This is a genomic window from Prosthecobacter gellanilyticus (assembly GCF_007992435.1).
Classification (GTDB): Bacteria; Verrucomicrobiota; Verrucomicrobiia; order Verrucomicrobiales; family Verrucomicrobiaceae; genus Prosthecobacter; species Prosthecobacter gellanilyticus.
Map to the genome: position 1 here is coordinate 32,395 of NZ_BKAG01000055.1, position 11,684 is coordinate 44,078.

General features: G+C 60.4%; 11 protein-coding genes. 5 read left to right on the plus strand and 6 right to left on the minus strand.

Annotated elements, in window-relative coordinates:
- Positions 1-43: 43 nt before the first annotated feature.
- The 5 genes from BGE01nite_RS24655 to BGE01nite_RS24675 all read right to left on the minus strand — a co-directional run bounded on the left by BGE01nite_RS24655 (position 44) and on the right by BGE01nite_RS24675 (position 4,963).
- Positions 44-1,459 carry an MATE family efflux transporter gene (locus BGE01nite_RS24655; protein WP_146854772.1) on the minus strand — a complete coding sequence of 472 codons (1,416 nt, stop codon included), beginning with the start codon at positions 1,457-1,459 and terminating at the stop codon, positions 44-46.
- Positions 1,460-1,721: 262 nt separating this feature from the next.
- A complete protein-coding gene (locus tag BGE01nite_RS24660; RefSeq protein WP_146854774.1) occupies positions 1,722-2,159 on the minus strand; it encodes a DUF5069 domain-containing protein in 438 nt (145 codons plus the stop codon).
- Positions 2,160-2,199: 40 nt separating this feature from the next.
- Complete coding sequence (locus tag BGE01nite_RS24665) at positions 2,200-3,528, minus strand: polysaccharide lyase domain-containing protein (protein ID WP_146854777.1); 1,329 nt, start codon at positions 3,526-3,528, stop codon at positions 2,200-2,202.
- Positions 3,529-3,599: 71 nt separating this feature from the next.
- The gene (locus BGE01nite_RS24670; RefSeq protein WP_146854779.1) at positions 3,600-4,040 is read right to left on the minus strand and encodes a hypothetical protein; all 441 of its coding nucleotides are present in this window, start codon (positions 4,038-4,040) and stop codon (positions 3,600-3,602) included.
- A gap of 26 nt (positions 4,041-4,066) precedes the next feature.
- Positions 4,067-4,963 (minus strand): peptidylprolyl isomerase, encoded by an 897-nt coding sequence (locus BGE01nite_RS24675; RefSeq protein WP_170267031.1) that lies wholly within the window; start codon positions 4,961-4,963, stop codon positions 4,067-4,069.
- A gap of 129 nt (positions 4,964-5,092) precedes the next feature.
- On the opposite strand from BGE01nite_RS24675, the gene BGE01nite_RS24680 reads away from it, so the two are divergent.
- The 4 genes from BGE01nite_RS24680 (at position 5,093) to BGE01nite_RS24695 (ending at position 10,493) form a co-directional block, all read left to right on the plus strand.
- Entirely contained in the window at positions 5,093-5,323 is a 231-nt protein-coding gene (locus tag BGE01nite_RS24680; RefSeq protein WP_146854783.1) for an AbrB/MazE/SpoVT family DNA-binding domain-containing protein, read from the plus strand.
- The gene (locus tag BGE01nite_RS24685) at positions 5,320-5,715 is read left to right on the plus strand and encodes a type II toxin-antitoxin system death-on-curing family toxin (RefSeq protein WP_146854785.1); all 396 of its coding nucleotides are present in this window, start codon (positions 5,320-5,322) and stop codon (positions 5,713-5,715) included. Before BGE01nite_RS24680 ends, BGE01nite_RS24685 begins: the two co-directional genes overlap by 4 nt.
- A complete protein-coding gene (locus BGE01nite_RS24690) occupies positions 5,705-6,310 on the plus strand; it encodes a methyltransferase domain-containing protein (protein ID WP_146854787.1) in 606 nt (201 codons plus the stop codon). Before BGE01nite_RS24685 ends, BGE01nite_RS24690 begins: the two co-directional genes overlap by 11 nt.
- 559 nt (positions 6,311-6,869) lie before the next feature.
- The gene (locus BGE01nite_RS24695) at positions 6,870-10,493 is read left to right on the plus strand and encodes an ATP-binding cassette domain-containing protein (protein WP_170267032.1); all 3,624 of its coding nucleotides are present in this window, start codon (positions 6,870-6,872) and stop codon (positions 10,491-10,493) included.
- Here the strand turns inward: BGE01nite_RS24695 and BGE01nite_RS24700 are convergent.
- Positions 10,447-11,031, minus strand: coding sequence for a gamma carbonic anhydrase family protein (locus tag BGE01nite_RS24700; protein ID WP_146854791.1), 585 nt, complete (start codon positions 11,029-11,031; stop codon positions 10,447-10,449). The two genes, BGE01nite_RS24695 and BGE01nite_RS24700, sit on opposite strands and share 47 nt — an antisense overlap.
- 138 nt (positions 11,032-11,169) lie before the next feature.
- On the opposite strand from BGE01nite_RS24700, the gene BGE01nite_RS24705 reads away from it, so the two are divergent.
- Positions 11,170-11,445, plus strand: coding sequence for an HU family DNA-binding protein (locus tag BGE01nite_RS24705; protein ID WP_146854793.1), 276 nt, complete (start codon positions 11,170-11,172; stop codon positions 11,443-11,445).
- The last annotated feature ends 239 nt before the right edge of the window (positions 11,446-11,684 follow it).

Genomic DNA, 11,684 nt, shown 5'->3' on the forward strand with positions numbered 1-11,684 from the left:
GCGAGGCGCTGAAAAAGCTCAAATCACGCGTTCGCGGGAAATCTCACACCTTCTGCAGCTTCCACTTTCCGCGCCGGAACAAGAAGAAACTCCACACGGCCAGCAGCGAGTAGGCTGCGGGCACGGAGATCACGGCGCCGATCGGACCCCAGCCCAGGGTCCTGGCCAGCAGCCAGGCGATGGGGATCTGGCCGAGCCAGAGGCACAGGAAGTTCAGGCGCGCGGGTGTCCATGTGTCGCCCGAGCCATTGAAGGCACCTTCAAAGCACATGCCTGCGGCATAAAGCGGGAAGGCCAAGCTGATGATCCAGAGTGACTGTGTGCCAAAGGCCAGCACGTCCGGCTCCGGGCTGAAAAGACGGAGCAGCGGTCCCGCGAAGATCACAAAGCACAGGCCCACCCCACTGAGCACCAGGATGTTCAGCTTCGTGGCGATCCATACGGCTGCCTCGGCACGCTCCGGCTTGTTCGCGCCGAGGTTTTGGCCCACGAGGGTGGAGCCTGCATTTGCCAAACCCCAGGCGGGCATGAGGGCAAAGGTCACGATGCGGATGGCGATGGTGTAACCCGCCAGCGCGGTGCTGCCGAACATGGCGAGAATCTTGAAGAGGCCGACCCAGCTTGTGGTGCTGATGAGAAACTGCGCGATGCCGCTGCCAGACTTGCTCAGCACGGTGCCGAGGATCTCGCGTCGCGGCTTGAAATGCTCCCAGCGCACCTTCACGCGGCTGTGATGCCCGGCCAGATGCCAGAGCTGATAGAGCACACCCACACCACGACCGATGTTTGTGGCCACGGCCGCGCCGGTGACGCCCATCTCTGGAAAGATGCCCCAACCAAAAATAAAACAAGGGCCGAGCACGATGTTCAGCGCGTTCGCCAGCCAGAGCGTGCGCATGGCGATCACGGCATCTCCCGCGCCGCGGAAGATGGCATTGATCAGGAAGATGAGGAAGACGGTGATGTTCCCGCCGAGCATCACCCGTGCAAAGGAGCCTCCGATGGTGACCACCTTCTCATCGGCGCCCATGGCGCGCAGGATGTCCGGTGCGAAGATGCCGAGCACCACGCCGATGCCTGCGGCCATCAGCACGCCCAGAAGCACGATCTGCGCGGCGGCCTGTGCCGCGAGCTCAGGCTCCTTTTCACCGATGCGGCGTGACACGATGGCCGTGGCCGCGATGGAGATGCCGATGGCCACGGCATAGATCAGTGTCATCACGGATTCCGTGATACCCACCACTGCCACGGCTTCCTTGCCCAGGCGTGAAACCCAGAACACATCCGCCACGGCAAAGAGGGACTCCATGATCATCTCCAGCACCATGGGCACCGCCAGCAGGATGATGGCGCGGTTCATGGGCAGAGACGTGTAGTCATGCTCCTCCCCGCGCAGTGACTGCGCCACGCTGCGCCAGAATGACGGGGCAGGTGGGGAGGTGGTGGAGTCCTGGCTCATGAAATAACTGGATCAGAGAGATGAAGTAGCGGCGGGGGCAATGACGAAACCAGAATGACGAATGACGAATGACGAATGACGAATGACGAATGACGAATGACGAATGACGAATGACGAATGACGAATGACGAAGCAATAATGCCTCAAGCCAGACGTCGGACGTGCCAACCATCCAAGGTGCCCCCGCTCTATCCTACGATGCGCGCCATTTTCTACATCATCTAAAATTCGGCATTCGTCATTCTGATTTCGTCATTCCAGCCTATGGCTGCCTTCCTTCATCCACATCGATGAAGTGTGTGATGGTCTGGATGTCATGGCGATCACCGAGCCCGCCATCGACCTTGCGTTTTTCCAGGGTGGCGGAGATGTGGTCATTCCAGCCGAGCTTGAGCACGTAGTAGTTCCAGACCAGCTTGTCGGTGTCATTGAGCGGGCGGCCATGCTCCTGGCACCATTGCAGGATGTCCTCATCGCTGCCGCCCTCCAGCACACGCGCCTTCAGCTTGTCATAGTTGATGTGCAGAAAGCCGGTGCAGGAGCCATCCGAGCCCTTGCCGAGATTTCCATGCAGATCTTCCCAGAGCTTTCCTTCGGCATGCAGGCGGATCTTTCCGAGCATGCGCGGGAAGTATTTCAGACCGGCGGTTTCATCCAGAGGACTGCAGGGCAGCGAGGCGGGATCAGGCTTGGCGGACATGAGGCCATTGAACGGATGTGCCCGCGCTGCGCAATCGAATCTACGGCTTCACTGCGCTTTGCAGGGGCCAGCTCACAGCCCGGGCAGGGCCCGCATAGGCTCCGGGAAACCAGCCTCGTCTTCTGGACACTTTATCGAAGTCGAGATCATACTCGCCAAGAGTCTTGAAGAAGGGATGCTTCGTGTCATCAGCCGTGCAGTGACCTTCCTTCGGATGCAGGTCTACCTCGCCCAAAATCAGGCGCGGATTCATGAGATGCTCGGTGGCCTCGGCGGTGGAGCCGGTGACATTGACGCCCACGACATGGCAGGTGGAATGGAGGGACAGCGGCTCCCCGGCGAACACCACATTCCCCACGACCGCATGTCCTTCCCGCGGCGCACTGGCGATGCGGATGCCGCGCGCGGCAGAGCAGATGGTGTTGTTATAAATGTGCGCCAGCTTCACGGGCAGATCATGATCACGCAACATGATCGCCGCATGACCTGCGGAGGGACAGTCTGCGAACACATTGTCATGGATCGTGACGCGCCCAGACACCTGCAGCAGCGACTCACGCGGATTGTGCCAGAAGAAGTTCCCGTGGATGTCATACATGTCTTGCGAGCCCGGCCCTTCATTCGGAAAGCCGCCCACGAGCAGGTTGGCACGGTCTCCATCCGGGCTCGGTGCATCATTTTTGATGAACACATTGTGCCGGATGATGGTGCGGCCTGGCTCTAACGGCATGCCTTCGACCACGGGACGCGGCTTCTGGAATTTGATCTCCATGCAGTAGCCGACCGGGTTCTCCACGAGGTTATGCTCGATGACCCCGCGGATGAAGGGGTCCATGCCGTTGGAGTTACCGAGATACAAACCGGTGCCGCAGTTGCGGATCACATTCCGGCGGATGATCCAGTCCCAGGTGGGTGTCTTGGTGGAGATGCCCACGGCTTGCTGGGAGGTGTTCCAGTCACGGATCACACAGTCCTCGATCACGATGTGATGCACGCTGTTTTTCAGGCCGCCTTGTGCGCTGATGCCAAACAGGCCTGGAGTGCCTTTCGGACCGTCGCCGATGATGGAGAGCTTTTTCAGCGCCACAAAGCTGCACTGCCGCAGCTCCACGCAGTTCGCCACCTGGGTCTGGCGGATCTCTGCCACACCTGTCTCAGGACCCTGGATGGTGATCCACGCCTCCGGGGTGCCATGCGCCCCGGTCACCGGCAAGCCACGATCATACACACCCTCCGCGAGCACCAGCGTGTCTCCTGCCTTCAGTTCGCCTAACCAACGACGGTAGTCATTCGGAGTCGCATGTTTCACCTCACCCGCCTGGAGGGTGCAGAGGGTGAGGAAAGCCAGGAGGCAGGCGAGACGTGTCATCGATGCGGATGAAACGTGACGGGCCTGCGCGGTTTGGCAAAAAAGGCTCCTTCGATATGGCCTGACGCGGCCTACAAGGTGGTGCCGATGCCCGGCATGAGCATCTGGCGGCTGAGGTAGCCGTTGCGCGCATTGTAGGGAGGGACGGACTGGAAGGCGGTGCGGCGCTGGTTGTAGAAGTCCAGGATCAGGGTGCGTGTGCGGATGAGCCGGGCACGGAGGGCGGTGTGGGTGCCGTCACGCGGCAGGGATTTGACGCTGCGGTTGAGGTGCTTGATGGCCTGGGGGGCGAAGATCTGCACGGCCGGGTTTCCAGACTGGTGCCTGTGAACCACGAGCACCTGCCGGTCCTGGCTGCCCGGGCCGATCAGCGGGGCGCTCATCTCCGCCGGGCCGAAATCGGCGGCGGTGAAGGTGAGGGTCTTGCTGAGGATGGGCTGCGGCCGCACGCCGGCGCAGGACATGAGCAGCAGCGGAAGCAGCAGGCAGGCGAGCCTTTGGGCCAGAGTCATGGGGGCGATGTGCAGGGAAGGTGAGGTCAATGTCCGCCTGGGCAGCTGGTGTCCTCAGGAGGATCTGTGTCCTTGATGTCGGAGACGGCTTTGAGTTCTTCGATGAGCTCGTTGAACTTGTTGTCGCGATGCTCCTCGATGATGCGCTGGCGGACAGCGTCCTTCACGATGTCGAAGGCGACGGGTTCCTGGGGCTTGCGGCCGAGGACCTTGCAGATGTGGAAGCCGAGCTGGGTGGTGAAGACGGGGCTGACCTCGTTTTCACCCATGGAGAAGGCGATGGTCTCGAACTCCTCCATGAAGTCACCACGCTTGAACCAGCCGAGATCGATCTGCTGCTGCTCATCCGCGCGGTGCTGCTCGGCGAGCTTCATGAAGTCTTCTCCGGCGAGGAGTTCCTGGCGGATGGAGCGGAGGGCATCAAAGACTTCCTGGCGGCTTTTGGCGCCCTGGAGGCTCTTGGTGATGTGGGCGGCGTGGATCATCTCCTCGGTCATGTAGCTGGAGAGATGCTTCTCATAGAAGGCGCGCTGCTCGGCTTCCGTGGGCTCGGGCTCGGCGCCGTAGACCTGGGCCAGCATCTGGTCCAGGCGGACACCACCGGCGACGTTTTCGCGGACGACCTTCTCGTCCTTGTAGGGCATGCCGATGCGCATGTAGAACTGGGTTTCGCCACCGGCTTCGTCGATGAGCTTCGTGAGGCGGGCGGTGATGGCGTCCTCATCCACCTGGGGCACGCGCTTCACGGCTTCCTGGTTCAGGAGCACGCGGGAGATGAGGTTGTCCTTGGCGTAGCCGCGGAATTCGTTGTCACGCTCGCAGCAGGCGACCTGGAGCGTACGCTCGTAGTGCCCTTTGACGTTGCGGAATTCGGACTCGACGACCTCGTCGTCGATTTCTTCGCCATTGATGATCAGTGCCATGAGAGGGGGATGGGAACGCGGAGGGTGGGGGGAAGCAAGGAGGAAAAGCACCAGATCAGCCCTGAGCATGGTCGCTGGAGGGACTGAGAGCGGGCTTGCATGTTATAACGTGTGTGGATACATTGTCTTATGGTCCTTGAACTCAAACTTCGCAAAATCGGCAATTCTGTCGGCCTCGTGCTTCCAAAAGAGGCTCTGGCCAAGCTTGGTGTGGACGAAGGGGATTCAGTGCTCCTGACGGAAGCGAACGATGACAGCCTTCGTATCAGCACGGCCAAACCTTCGGTCAGCGAACAGCTCAAAGTCGCCCAAGATCTCATGCAACGTTATCGAAATACTCTGCGGGAACTGGCCAAATGAGGGAACCCCAATGGATCTTCAAGGAGACGATCTTGCTTCTCCACGAACAATCACTCAATGAGCATGGCGGCTCTTCCGGCTTGAGAGATGATGGATTGTTAGACTCGGCGCTTGGCAAGCCGCAGAACGTCCATGCTTACAATGCCCAAGCCAGCATTTTTGATCTGGCGGCCAGCTATGCGACGGGCTTGGTGAAGAATCATCCCTTCATTGATGGCAACAAGCGTATCGGGTTTCTGGCCGGAGCCTTGATGCTTCAGCTCAATGGATATCATTTTGCTGCAACCGAAGCCGATGCCGCCATCTCCACGCTGGCTCTGGCGGCCGGAGAGATGACCGAGGCCGAATACGCGGCCTGGCTTGAAAAGAACAGCACGCCCTATGAAGCCTGATCTCCATCTGCCCACGCCGATCGCCGAAGACATGTCGAAGCTGAAAACGCTTTTGCAGGACTCTTTGCAGCCGCATCTGCCGAAGGGAGCCGCCAGTGACATGCGCATCCTGAACCTGGCCTGCGGGCGCTGTGACGAGGCGGAGACGCTGATCCAGGTGGGCTCGGAACTCACGAAGAGCGGGGATGTGGAGATGATCGGCGCGGACATCCGCATCCGCGAGATCCGCCAGGCGCGCGAGACGCATGCGAATCTGCCGGCGAAGTTTCTGATCGAGGATGCAACGAAGATCGACCAGCACCAGGAGCTGGGGGATGACTTCAACATGGTGTTTCTGCGGCATCAGAACTTCTGGCACGGGCAGGAGCTGTGGAAGAAGATCTTTGACCAGGGCATCGCCAAGCTGCGGCCGGACGGCATGCTGGTGATCACGAGCTACTTTGATGTGGAGCACCGGCTGGCGCTGCGGGCGCTGGAGTCTCTGGGCATGGAGGTGGTGAGCAACCGGCGCAACAAGGCCAGCCGCGCGCTGAAGGATGCGCCTGGGAAGTCGGTGGACCGCTGGGTGGCGGTGCTGAAGAGGCGCGGGACGTGAGGCCCAGATTACTGAAAACTGAAAATTGGTTAGGTTTGGGGCGTGGTGGGTGGAGCAGGGGGGCTAACCAGAAGTTTTGGCAGAAAAATTAGGGCAGAAAGATTTCTGGGGATGCTTGGCTGTTTGCCTCTTTGCCATTTCTGCTGGGGTATAGAAGCGGAACACACGAAAAGCGGACGGGAGCCGTTGATGGTGGGGGGCTGTCTTTTTAGAAGAGATGAGGCTCCAGCAGATTCAGGGAGGCCAGCAGATTGCTTTTGAATGATCAGTGAGAGCTGAAAGCTAATCTGCTGGCCTTTCTGAATCTGTGGGAAATCTGAATGGGTGGCGGTGGGCGGAGAAAAATGACGGAAACTTTGGGGGCGGTTTTCGGTAAGGGGGGAATAAGGTGGCTTTGAACGGCTGTTCGTGGCCACCGTTCCTCCCCCCCTTTCATGATAAAAACTCCCCCTTTCTTCTGTGATACCCTCCAAAGTGGTGTTCGAACGGTATCGCTGGTTGTTTTTGTGAACGCTTCCTCCATACTCGGCCCGCTTCCCGACGCATGAGCACCGCCCAGATGCCGAGACCCCTAATTCAGCGACCGCCGGAGCCGGCCGGTCCTGTGGACAAGGCGCGGCGCTGGTGGCATCGCCTGCTGGGCCGCGGCCCGAGCGAAGGCGTGCAGATCAGCGCCACGCGAGACTCCATGCTGCCGGTGCTCATCGAGGTCTTCGCGGGCTTCTCGAAACTCGATGGTGAGGTGGAGGAGGAGGAAATCGAGCGTTCGCTCGGCTATCTGCGCTATGACTACTCCGGGGCGATCTACTCGGACATGCGCCGCCTGTATTTCGAGGCGCTGCAGGAGCCGCAGAACCTGGGTGAGCGGGCGAAGGACCTGAGCGGCCAGCTGGCCATGGATCAAAAGATCCTGCTTTGCGTGCAGCTCTACCTGCTGATCTCCCAGTCGGTCTCGAACCAGCGGCAGATGGTGGAGTTCTATCTCTTCATGACGAACCTGGGCATCGCCGCCCAGGCCATCGACATCGTCTACCAGCTGAATGCTGGTGATCGCGCGCCGGAGGAGGAGTTTGTGACGAAGAGCGGCCAGCCGCTGGAGACGCTGATCATCGGCCCCACTGATGCGAGCTCCGTGGTTTTGCGCTCGCTGTCTCCCGGCTGCACGGTGACGGCGTTTCGTTATCAAAACCTCGTCCTGATCAAGAATACCGGCAAGGTGCCGATCCTGGTGCGCAGCCGCCGTGTGCTTCCGGGTGATTTCTCACGCCTGTATCCAGGTGAGCGAGTGCTGCTGGAGGACGTGACGCTGGACTTCAATGACCTGACGTCCTACTTCAATGCGAAGAAGACGGTCACGGGCTCGCAGCTTTACCTGATCCTCACGGACACGGGGGATGCGGAGATCTCCTCCCAGCGCACGCGTGGCACGAACCTGCGTGTGAGCTTCGGCCTGGGGGTGACGGTGGAGGCGCTGCGCAATACCGACGCCACGCTGAACAACATCCCGCTGCGTGAAGGCACGCGCATCGAGGCCTCCATCGAGGACAAGATCATCGCGCATGGTGAGATCGAGATCGCGCTGCGTGACCTGCGTGTGCGTGCGGGTGAATTCGGCGGGCAGTTCCGTCTGGAGGGCAGCCGCAATACCTACCTGGTCTCCAACAAGCCTGAGCTGCTGGAAGAAGGTGACATCCTTTTGAGTGAAGACACGGAGGGAGAGATCCTGCTGCGCATCGAGTGCAACTACACGCAGAAGACGGGCACTCTGGAGGTGCTGCGCTCCTCGCGCCCGCTTTACATCGGCCTGGTGCCGGTGCGTGACCGCATCGCGCTCAGTGATGGTGACACGATCACTCTGGGCGAAGGCCAGTTCCTGCGCTGCCACTTCAGCGACCGCATCATCGAGGAGGAGAAGAACGTCATCCGCCAGATGGAGGTTCGTGAGCTCTCGCATCGGTTTGATAACAAGGACACGGCTCTGGACGGCATCAGCTTCATCGCCCGACGTGGTGAGATGATCTGCGTCATGGGGCCCAGCGGCTGTGGCAAGAGCACGCTGCTGCGTGTGCTCGGCGGCCAGCTGAAGACCCGTGGAGGCGAGGTGCTGATGAACGGCCTGTCACTGTATGGCAACCGGCGCAATCTCACGCCCTACATCGCCTACATTCCGCAGGAGGATGCCTTTGACCCGCTGCTGAAGGTGCAGGAGAACCTGGACTTCTCGGTGGCCATACGCTGCCCGCATCTGAAGGAAGAAGAGCGCCGCAAGCGTGTGGAGGCGAAGCTGGCTGAACTGGGCCTCGCGGACATGCGCAAGCGGCTCGCCGGCACGCCTGAGCAGAAGTATCTCTCCGGGGGTGAGCGCAAGCGCCTGAATGCGGGTCTGGACATGATCGGCATCTCGGACGTGTATCTCTTTGATGAGCCGACCTCCGGCCTGTCATCGAAGGACAGCGAGCACGTGCTGGAGATCATCCGCAGTCTGGCGCGCAACAAGCTGGTGCTGGTCTCCATCCACCAGCCGAGCATGAGGCTGCTGCAGATGTTTGATAAAGCGCTGCTGCTGGACAAGGGCGGCAAGATGGCCTTCTTCGGCACGCCGCAGGGGCTGCTGGAGTATTTCTGGAAGGCCTACAATGACGAGACCGGCCAGCGTGAGGCAAGCATGCCCGCGAACATCACGCCGGACTTTGTCTTCGACGTGCTGGAGACACCGCTGCATGACATCAGCGGAGACATCATCCAGGAGCGCAGCGTGGACGGTCACATGGTGGCCGCGCGCCGGTTCCCGCCGAACTTCTGGCGTGACCGTTACCAGAGCCATCTGCTGCTGGAGAGCATGGCCAAGGTGCAGGCCATGCCGGGCGCCACGAATGTGATCTCACGGCCGCGGAAGGACGACACGAACACAGCCTCTCCCCGCTCGCGCACGGTGCCGAAGCCGCCGAAGCATTCGCTGCGGGAGGAGAGCATTCTCTTTGTCACGAACCTGGAGCGCGCCTTCCTTTCGAAGCTGCGCAACCGCACGAACCTGCTGACGACCCTGCTGGAGGCGCCGCTGCTGGCCTTCCTGATCTCCAGCGTGCTGAAATACAGCGAGGAGGAGAACTACACCTTCGCCACGGCCTTCCACATCCCGACCTATCTCTTCATGAGCCTGGTCGTGGCCATGTTCCTGGGACTAACCAACAGTGCGGATGAGATCATTCGTGACCGGCATCTGCTGAAGCGGGAGCGCAATCACAACCTGCGCACCTTTTACTACCTCTGCGGGAAGGTGATCTCCCTCAGCACCTTCGCGCTGGTGCAGTGCGTGATCTACCTGCTGATCGGCAACAACGTGCTGGAGATCCGTGACATGTTCTGGGTGCATCTCTGGTGGATGTTCATCACCTCGCTGACAGGCGCGTGTCTCGGCTTGCTGATCTCCTGCGTGGTGAATGACAACCGCGCCGCCATCAATGCCATCCCGCTCATCCTCATCCCGCAGATCATCCTCGGCGGGGCGCTGATCAAGTATGAGGAGATGAACAAGAACCTGGACTTCGTCTACTCCGTGACCCGCTGGCTGGAGCGTGCCGGGGTGACGGATGAGAATGAGCCGAGCAAGCTGAAGGTGCCCTTCATCTGCCAGTTCATGCCGCTGCGCTGGAGCTATGAGGCCATGCTGATCTCCCAGGCGAAGCTGAACCCGCTGACCTCCACCCAGGACCAGCTGGAGGCGCGCATCCAGGAGCTGGTGGACCAGCCGAAGGAGATCAAGATGACCAAGGACCAGCAGCGTGAGCTGGACACCGCCAAGCAGGCGCTGGCCGTGGTTTCCGGCCTGTATGCGAGGGACGCGGACGAGGCTGTGGACCTGCTGAATGACATCCGCGCGGACAGCATCCATGGCCGTCTGGAGACACAGTTGCTGAACAAGGCGCTGGAACGCCAGGACGGTGTGAGCGCGGAGGAGGTGTATGTGAACCGCAAGGTGCTCGACCTCGTGACGAAGGCTGAGATGGAGCGTGAGGACTACCGCCGCAAGCGCAGCCCGAATGTGTTTTTCGGCACCACGAAGCGCTACTTCGGCACGGAGTTCAGCACGCTGTGGATCAATGGCCTGGTGATGTTCTTCATCATGGTCATCCTGCTCACGAGTCTCGAGCTGTCTCTCCGGCGGCAACTGACGAAGGTGTGATCAGCGAAGGCACATCCTCGGCAAGATAACGGCGTGAGACTTCCACATACTTGTGCGCGAGCTTCGTGTTCGCGGCCTGCTCCTCAGGAGTCAATGCACGCACCACTTTCGCAGGCGCGCCGATGACCAGCGAACCTGGAGGCACCTGCATGTTCTTGGTGACCAAGGCACCTGCGGCGATGGTGCTGCGCGCACCGATGCGCGCACCATCCAGAATGATGGCACCCATGCCGATGAGCACATCATCCTCCACCGTGCAGGCATGCACGATGGCGCGATGACCCACCGTCACGCGATCCCCCAAAACGCAGGCGTGATCATCACTGACATGCAGCACGGAACCGTCCTGAACGTTTGACTGGCTGCCGACGATGATGCGGTTGATGTCACCGCGCAGCACGCTGCCGAACCAAATGCTCGACTCGACACCGAGTTCCACCGCGCCGATGACCACGGCTCCCGGGGCGATGAAGGCGGTCTCCGGCACGGACGGGGAGGTGCCTGGAATCAAGAAGTTTTTAAGGGTCTGAGTGCTCATAAATCCGCTTGGATAGGGGCTTGGCGGCGATTTTAGTATTTGACGGTGAACGGTGGTTGGCCTCTAAATCGCCCGCGACACCGTGGTAATCAACCCGCGGATTTGCCGAACACACTAGCAACCAACTACCCGAACAACATGAACAAAGCTCAACTCCTGGAACTGGTTCAGAAGAACCTCGGTGGCGAAACCAGCAAGCGCGCCGCCTCCGACGCCCTCGAAGCTGTCCTCGAATCCATCGCCAAAGGCGTGAAGAAGGACGGCAACGTCCAGCTCATCGGCTTCGGCACCTTCAAGGTCGCCAAGCGTGCAGCCCGCACCGGCCGCAACCCGAAGACCGGCGCTTCCATGAAGATCAAGGCCTCGAAGACTGTGCGCTTCGTGGCTTCCTCCTCTCTGAAAGGCTCCCTGTAATCCAGGGACCCTGCTGAAGCAGGATCCAAGAAAAACCCCGCAGTAAACCGTGACTGCGGGGTTTTTTCATGCCTGGGGCCGGAGGTGTGGTGATACGAAAGTTGGTTCGTCCTGGAAGCTTTGGCCTAGACCTAATGCGGCTAAGCAATCCCGGGTTTGAAGCCTCGAAGAGGCGGCGCTCCTCAGCCCAGGCCAACGGCCTGGGAAAAGCGCCAACGCAACGTCGGTTACCCGACTTT

Coding starts and splice junctions, on each gene's coding strand:
- BGE01nite_RS24655 (WP_146854772.1), bottom strand. CDS start 1,459: ATGAGCCAGGACTCCACCACCTCCCCACCTGCCCCGTCATTCTGGCGC.
- BGE01nite_RS24660 (WP_146854774.1), bottom strand. CDS start 2,159: ATGTCCGCCAAGCCTGATCCCGCCTCGCTGCCCTGCAGTCCTCTGGAT.
- BGE01nite_RS24665 (WP_146854777.1), bottom strand. CDS start 3,528: ATGACACGTCTCGCCTGCCTCCTGGCTTTCCTCACCCTCTGCACCCTC.
- BGE01nite_RS24670 (WP_146854779.1), bottom strand. CDS start 4,040: ATGACTCTGGCCCAAAGGCTCGCCTGCCTGCTGCTTCCGCTGCTGCTC.
- BGE01nite_RS24675 (WP_170267031.1), bottom strand. CDS start 4,963: ATGGCACTGATCATCAATGGCGAAGAAATCGACGACGAGGTCGTCGAG.
- BGE01nite_RS24680 (WP_146854783.1), top strand. CDS start 5,093: ATGGTCCTTGAACTCAAACTTCGCAAAATCGGCAATTCTGTCGGCCTC.
- BGE01nite_RS24685 (WP_146854785.1), top strand. CDS start 5,320: ATGAGGGAACCCCAATGGATCTTCAAGGAGACGATCTTGCTTCTCCAC.
- BGE01nite_RS24690 (WP_146854787.1), top strand. CDS start 5,705: ATGAAGCCTGATCTCCATCTGCCCACGCCGATCGCCGAAGACATGTCG.
- BGE01nite_RS24695 (WP_170267032.1), top strand. CDS start 6,870: ATGCCGAGACCCCTAATTCAGCGACCGCCGGAGCCGGCCGGTCCTGTG.
- BGE01nite_RS24700 (WP_146854791.1), bottom strand. CDS start 11,031: ATGAGCACTCAGACCCTTAAAAACTTCTTGATTCCAGGCACCTCCCCG.
- BGE01nite_RS24705 (WP_146854793.1), top strand. CDS start 11,170: ATGAACAAAGCTCAACTCCTGGAACTGGTTCAGAAGAACCTCGGTGGC.